Here is a 6576-nt window from a genome sequence, read left to right as displayed (position 1 = left end):
AAGCGCACGAATTCTTCCTTCGTCTTGCCGCCGCCCACGTGGATGTTGTGCGCCTTTTCCTCGGCCACCGTGGTCTCCCACCGGATATCGCGGCCATTCGGGCCATAGTCGTGGCACATGAAGAGGCGCATGGTGTCGGGCAGCGACAAGACCTTCTGGATGCTGTCATAGAGCGTGGCCGCGTCCCCGCCGGGGAAATCGGCCCGCGCCGAGCCGCCGTCGGGCATGAACAGCGTATCGCCGACAAAGGCGGCATCGCCCATCACATGGGTCATGCAGGCGGGCGTGTGGCCGGGCGTGTGCATCGCGAAACAGGTCATGCCGCCCACGCTGTAGGTGTCACCTTCCCCGAACAGCCGGTCAAACTGGCTGCCGTCGCGCTGAAACTCGGTGCCCTCGTTGAATATCTTGCCGAACGTGTCCTGCACCACGAGGATCTTCTCGCCGATGCCGATCTTGCCGCCGAGTTTCTCCTGGATATAGGGCGCAGCAGACAGGTGGTCGGCATGGACATGGGTCTCGATGATCCATTCGAGGCTTAGCCCCTCGCGCTCGATATGGGCGATCATCGCGTCGGCATGCTCATGGGTGATGCGCCCCGCCGCATAGTCGATATCCATCACCGAATCGACGATCGCGCAGGCGTTGGACCCGGGGTCTTTCACCACGTAGCTGATCGTGTTGGTGTCTTCGTCGAAGAACGCCTCGATCTGCGGTTTGACATCCATGTTCACGGGATAGCTGCTCATGCCACTGCCCCCTTTCCTGTCTGTCGGTCCCTGATTGCGCGCGCCACCCACAGCCCCGCGAGCAGCGCCACGACAAAGCCCACCACCTCTATCTTGCCCGAGCCGAGCGCCGGAATCGCCGCCCCGGGGCAGAACCCCGCGATGCCCCAGCCGATGCCGAATACCGCCGAGCCGCCGATCAGCCGCGCGTCGATGGCGCTCGCGGCGGGAAGTTGGAACTTCTCTTCGATCACCGGTTTATCACGTCGCAGCACGAGGCGGTAGCCGATGAATGTGGTCACCAGCGCGCCGCCCATGACGAAGATCAGGCTCGGGTCCCATGTCCCGGCGACGTCGAAGAAATTGAGCACCTTGGCCGGGTTGATCATGCCGGAGATGGCAATCCCCACGCCAAAGATCAGGCCCACGATGAAAGCCGAAAGAAACCGCATGGCTCAGCCCCCCACCACGTGACGGATGACATAGACAGTGATCCCGCTGGCGATCATGAAGGTCACCGTCGCCACCATCGACCGCGGCGAGAGCCGCGCATTCCCGCACACCCCGTGCCCCGAGGTGCAGCCCGAGCCGAAGGTCACGCCGATGCCGACGATGAAGCCCCCGGCGAGGATCATCGGCCAGCTCACCGGAACGTCCACGACGGGCATCTGCCCGGTCACCGCCAGCACCAGCAGTGGCCCCGCGATCATTCCCGCGACCATCGCCGCGCGCCACCCCTTGTCGCCTGGCGCGGTCCCCGCGATCAGACCCGACAGGATGCCCGTGGCCCCCAAGATTTTTCCCTGAAAGAACATCAGCAAAACCGCCGACAGCCCGATCAGCACACCGCCCGCCAGCGATTGCAGCGGTGTGAATTCCGTCTCTACCCCTGTCATCTCGTTGTCCTCTTGTCCGTGCCTGCAACCGCCCGGGTGTGGTGTCAGTTACATATACATGTCGATGAATATATGTACCCGCCCACGATTTTTACAGGGCAATCGCGCGATCCACGTAAATGTGACCGCCGCTCAACCCCCCGCGCGGTCTGCCCGCAGGGTGCCGCGGGTGATCGCGACGATACTGATGACCGTGAGGGTCCAGAAGAACCACGTGATCGGGCCGCGCAGCAATATGTCCGGGCTGCCGCCCGACATCAGCATGGATTGCCGGAAATTATCCTCGAGCAGCGGCCCGAGGATGAAGGCGATGAGGAACGGCGCTGCCGGGATGTGATAGCGTCCCATGACGAACCCGACCCACCCCATCGCGAACATCACCCCCACGTCGAAGATGTTGTTGTTGACCGCGAAAACCCCGTAGATGCACAGCACCAGCACCATCGGCATCAGGATGCGCTTGGGGATGTCGGCCACGGGCCGAAAGCCGCGGATCGCCAGCCCGCCGACGATGAACAGGATGCCGGATGACAGGATCAGGCCGATGAACAGGCCATAGATGATATCCACGTTCAGCACGAACATCATCGGCCCCGGTTGAAGCCCGTGCACCATGAAGGCACCGATGATGATCGCGGTGATCACGTCGCCCGGCACGCCCAGCGCCAGCAGCGGAATGAGCGTCGCCCCCGCCACGCCGTTGTTGCCCGCCTCCGAGGCCGCGACCCCCTCGATCTCGCCCTTGCCGAAATTCGCCTTGTTGGGCGATTTGCGCCGCGCCTCGGAATAGCTCAGGAACGCCGCGGGGGCCGCGCCGATGCCCGGGATCGAGCCGAGAAAGACGCCGATGAAACTACCCCGGATGATCGAGCGGAAACAGCGCTTGTATTCCGCGAAGGTCACCCATTTGCTGCCCAGCTTCTGCACCTTGCCCACGTGCCCGGTGGGGTGCCAGACCATGTTGATCACCTCGGGGATGGCGAACAGGCCGATCAGCACCGCGATGAAATTAAGCCCGCCCATCAGGTTCGGATCGCCGAAGGTGAAGCGGTTGGTGCCGTAAACCAGATCAAGGCCGATCGTCGCCAGCAAGAGACCCAGCAGCGCCGACAGCGCGCCGCGCAGCAGGCTCTCGCCCGAGACCCCCGCGATGATGGTAAGCGAGAACAGGATCAGCGCAAAGAATTCCGGCGGGCCGAAGCTGAGCGCAAAGGAGGCGAGGAACCCGGCAAAGAAGATCAGCGCGAGGTTCGACACGAAATCCGCCGTGCAGGACGCCCAGAGCGCCATGCCCAGCGCGCGCCCCGCTTCGCCGCGCTCGGCCATAGGATGACCGTCGAGAATGGTGGCGGATGACGCGGGCGTACCCGGCGTCTTGATCAGGATCGCGGGGATCGAGCCACCGAAAATGCCGCCCTTGTAGACGCCCAGCAGCAGCAGGATGCCGTTGATCGGTGCCATCGGAAAGGTAAAGGGCAGCGCCAGCGCCACCGCCATCGTCGCCGAGATGCCGGGGATCGCGCCGCCCACCACGCCGATCACGATGCCGATGGCCAGCGACAGGAACGCCTCGAGATTGCCAACGAGGGCCAGCCCCGCCATCACGCTGTCATAAAGGCTCATGGCAGCCTCACCAGTTCGCCTTGCGGAATGGCCACGCTCGCCACATGCGCGAAAAAGGCGTAGAGGATGAGCGGCACCGCCACCGCGCAGATCACCGCAGCCGCCGGGTGACGTGTCTTGACCAGAAAAGCCAGCGCGAGGAAGGCCAGCATCGACGTCCAGACCATGCCCAGATGCGGCATTGCCCAGAAGGTGACGGCCATCAGGGCGGCAAAACCCACCAGCCGCGCCGCCCCGGCGCCGGGATCCGGTATCGGGTCATTGACCGGCTCGCCAGGGTCGCCGCGCCAGCCCGAAAGCGCAAGGCCAAGCCCGATCAACCCGGTGAGCCCGCCGAGAATATACGGCCAGAACAGCGGCGACAGCACGATGTTGCGCACATTGCTCGGCGTCGAGACCCAATTGGGTGTGGCATAGGTCACGAGAAAGATTGCCGCGAGGATCGCGCCGATCCCAAGCCGCAGCTGCATTGCCCGGTGGCTCACCCCTGCCCCTCCCTTTGGTCGCGCGTGCCCGGCCGCCTCCTCGCGGCCGGGCGCCTGTCCTGCCTCAGCCTTCGACGCGCATCCCCAGCTTGTCAACAAGCGCGCGGAAGGTGTTGTACTGCGTCTCGATGAAGTCGTTGGCCTCTTCGGGGCTCATCACCTCGATCACCGAGCCGCGCGCCGTCATCTGCTCGACGAACTTCTCGTTCGCGGCAGCCTCGGCCATCCACTCGCCCCATTTCGCGGCCACCTCGTCGGGCAGGCCGTCCGGCCCCGCAATCCCGGTCCAGCCGACAAGCTGGCGCAGGTCGGGTTTGCCGAGGCTGCTCGCCGACGGCGCGTCGAAGCCGGGCACCGGCTCGTCGGTGGTGACCATCAGCGGCTTCAATTGCCCGTTGGCCACGAAGCTCGCCAGCGCCGAGGAATTGGTGCACAGGAAGGTCGCCGTGCCGTTGAGCACCGCCGTCGCCGCGGCACCGCCACCCTTTTGCGGGATATGCGTGGCCTTTTCCAGCGGGTCCTTGATGCCGAATTCATCGAGCACGAAGACCGCCGCCAGATGCAGCATGGAGCCCACGCCCGACGAGCTGTAGCTGGTGCCCTCACTCTCGGTCAGGCTCACCAGATCCTCCATGCTCTCGATCCCCGAATCGGGCCGCACGGCGCAGGCCACCGGGTTGATCTCGTAGACCGTGACAAAGCGGAAATCGTCGAGCGTGTAGGGCAGCGTCGCCTTCATCGCCGGGTTCACCGAATGCGAGCCGACGCGTGCGAACAGCATTGTGTAGCCGTCGGGCTTGGCGTTCTGCACCGCGACCGATCCCGTCGCGCCGCCTGCGCCGGTGATGTTGGACATGACCAGCGTGCCGCCCACGGCAGTGCCCAGAGGCTCGGCGATGGTGCGCGCCGAGATATCGGTCGCGCCGCCCGCACCATAGGGGATGACCATGTTGATCGGGCGTTCGGGATACTCGGCCAGCGCCGGCGTCGCCGCCAGCCCAAGGCTCATGGCGCAGAGCGCGCCAAGCGTTTTCAGTCGCATCTTATCCTCCTCCTCTGTTGTGGCGGCCCTGCTTTTCGCGGATTGCACCGCCACCCAAGTCAGGTGTAACTTTAAGCCAACCTTTATATAAGCAATATTCCGTTACAGCTTGTGTCACAAAATCTTACGGTAAGGATCGGACATGTCAATCCGCCGCCTGCGCACCCTCGTGGCCGTCCACGACCACCGGACCTTCAGCGCTGCGGCGGACGCGGTGTTCATCACCCATGCCGCCGTCAGCCAGCAGATGCGCAGCCTCGAGGATGAGTGGGGCGTGGCGCTGTTCGACCGCTCCCGCCGCACGCCGGAGCTGACGCCGGTGGGCCGCGCGCTCGTGGCTCGCGCCCGCGAGATACTACGCGCCTATGACGGGCTCTTGCCCTCGGTGATGGGTGACGAGGGGTTTGCCGGGGAAATCTCGCTCGGGGCGGTGCCGATGACGCTCACCGGGCTGACGCCTCTCTCGGTCCGCCTGTTGAAGCAGAGCTACCCGGACCTGCATGTGCGCATCGTGCCGGGCATGACCACGCAGCTCATCGCGGAGGTTGAGCGCGGCGCGCTCGATTGCGGAATCCTGTCCCGGCAGGGACCGCTGCCGCCGGGGATCGACCATGCCGACATCGCCCGCGAACCGATGGAGCTTCTGGCCCCCGAGGACACGGACGGCGACGACGTGCGCGCGCTCTTGGCTGCGCATCCCTTCATCCGCTTCAGCCGCGATGCGGTGGTGGGCGGGCTGATCGACGGCTGGCTGCGCGACAACCGGATCGCCGTCGATGTCACGATGGAATTGCAGGGGCTCGAGGCGATATCGAGCATGGTGCTTGCCGGGCTCGGGGTGTCGATCGTGCCCGCGCGCTGCGTGCGCGGGGCAAGCCCGCTGCCCCTGCGCCGCCTGCCCCTGCCCGCGGGCGCGCCGGTGCGGCAACTGACGCTTGCGCATCGCCGCGACAACCCCCGGCTCCGCGTGATCGAGGCAATTCACACCGCGCTCCTTGGTGCGGTCGGGATCGGCACCTTTCGCCCCGGCGCGGGGCCTGCGCCATGAGCCCCGAAACGATGCTCACGGTGGTCGCGGGCGCGGCGGCAGGCGGGCTTATCAACGGGTTGGCGGGCTTCGGCACCGCGCTCTTCGCGCTGGGCTTCTTTCTCAATGTCATGCCCCCGGTGCAGGCGGTGGCGGTGGTGGTGGTGCTCTCGGCGCTCACCGGATTGCAGGGCCTGTGGGTGGTGCGTCACGCCATTGGCGCCAACCGGCGGCGGCTGGCGCGGTTCCTGATCCCGGGCGTGCTGGGCATCCCGCTGGGCGTGCTGGCACTGTCGGTGCTGGACGCGCGCAGCCTGAAACTGGTGATCGCCGGGTTTCTCATCCTCTATGGCGGCTATTTCAGCCTGCGCACCCGGCTGCCCCGGTTCGAGCGGCCAACGCCCGTCTGGGACATGGCGGTGGGACTGTCTGGCGGCATCCTCGGGGGCGCGGCGTCGCTCTCGGGGGCGCTGCCGATGATGTGGTGCGCCCTGCGCCCCTGGCCCAAGGCCGAGACGCGCGCCGTGCTGCAACCGTTCAACGTGACGGTGCTGGCGCTCACGGCGGCGGCGCTGGCGCTCAGGGGCGCCTACACGCGCGAGACCCTGCTCTACATCGCGCTCGCGCTGCCGGTGTCGATCATCGCCGCGCAGGCCGGCATCGCGATCTTCCGCCGCCTGCCCGATGCGGCGTTCCGCCGGTTGCTGATCGCGATGACATTCATTTCCGGGACCGTGCTTTTGGCGCGCGAACTGATCTGACGGAAAACGCCCTT

General features: G+C 65.9%; 8 protein-coding genes. 2 read left to right on the top strand and 6 right to left on the bottom strand.

The window, feature by feature from the left end; translation table 11 throughout:
• The 6 genes from CRJ03_RS18860 to CRJ03_RS18835 all read right to left on the bottom strand — a co-directional run.
• Positions 1 to 749 (bottom strand): MBL fold metallo-hydrolase (locus CRJ03_RS18860; RefSeq protein WP_104020408.1); only part of this gene is annotated, 749 nt, incomplete at its 3' end.
• Complete coding sequence (locus CRJ03_RS18855; RefSeq protein WP_104020407.1) at positions 746 to 1180, bottom strand: DUF6691 family protein; 435 nt, start codon at positions 1178 to 1180, stop codon at positions 746 to 748. The genes CRJ03_RS18860 and CRJ03_RS18855, both read right to left, overlap by 4 nt.
• Before the next feature lie 3 nt (positions 1181 to 1183).
• The gene (locus tag CRJ03_RS18850; protein WP_104020406.1) at positions 1184 to 1624 is read right to left on the bottom strand and encodes a YeeE/YedE family protein; all 441 of its coding nucleotides are present in this window, start codon (positions 1622 to 1624) and stop codon (positions 1184 to 1186) included.
• A 132-nt stretch (positions 1625 to 1756) separates the two neighbouring features.
• Positions 1757 to 3247 carry a tripartite tricarboxylate transporter permease gene (locus CRJ03_RS18845; RefSeq protein WP_104020405.1) on the bottom strand — a complete coding sequence of 497 codons (1491 nt, stop codon included), beginning with the start codon at positions 3245 to 3247 and terminating at the stop codon, positions 1757 to 1759.
• Positions 3244 to 3732 carry a tripartite tricarboxylate transporter TctB family protein gene (locus CRJ03_RS18840; protein ID WP_104020404.1) on the bottom strand — a complete coding sequence of 163 codons (489 nt, stop codon included), beginning with the start codon at positions 3730 to 3732 and terminating at the stop codon, positions 3244 to 3246. The genes CRJ03_RS18845 and CRJ03_RS18840 overlap by 4 nt, the downstream gene beginning before the upstream one ends.
• A 64-nt stretch (positions 3733 to 3796) precedes the next feature.
• Positions 3797 to 4774, bottom strand: coding sequence for a Bug family tripartite tricarboxylate transporter substrate binding protein (locus CRJ03_RS18835; RefSeq protein WP_104020403.1), 978 nt, complete (start codon positions 4772 to 4774; stop codon positions 3797 to 3799).
• 142 nt (positions 4775 to 4916) lie between these two features.
• On the opposite strand from CRJ03_RS18835, the gene CRJ03_RS18830 reads away from it, so the two are divergent.
• The gene (locus tag CRJ03_RS18830) at positions 4917 to 5822 is read left to right on the top strand and encodes a LysR family transcriptional regulator (RefSeq protein WP_104020402.1); all 906 of its coding nucleotides are present in this window, start codon (positions 4917 to 4919) and stop codon (positions 5820 to 5822) included.
• Positions 5819 to 6562 (top strand): sulfite exporter TauE/SafE family protein, encoded by a 744-nt coding sequence (locus CRJ03_RS18825; RefSeq protein WP_104020401.1) that lies wholly within the window; start codon positions 5819 to 5821, stop codon positions 6560 to 6562. Before CRJ03_RS18830 ends, CRJ03_RS18825 begins: the two co-directional genes overlap by 4 nt.
• The last annotated feature ends 14 nt before the right edge of the window (positions 6563 to 6576 follow it).

Origin of the sequence: Roseovarius nitratireducens (assembly GCF_002925845.1) — a bacterium.
GTDB lineage: Bacteria > Pseudomonadota > Alphaproteobacteria > Rhodobacterales > Rhodobacteraceae > Roseovarius > Roseovarius nitratireducens.
This window is presented reverse-complemented; position numbering and strand designations above follow the sequence as displayed.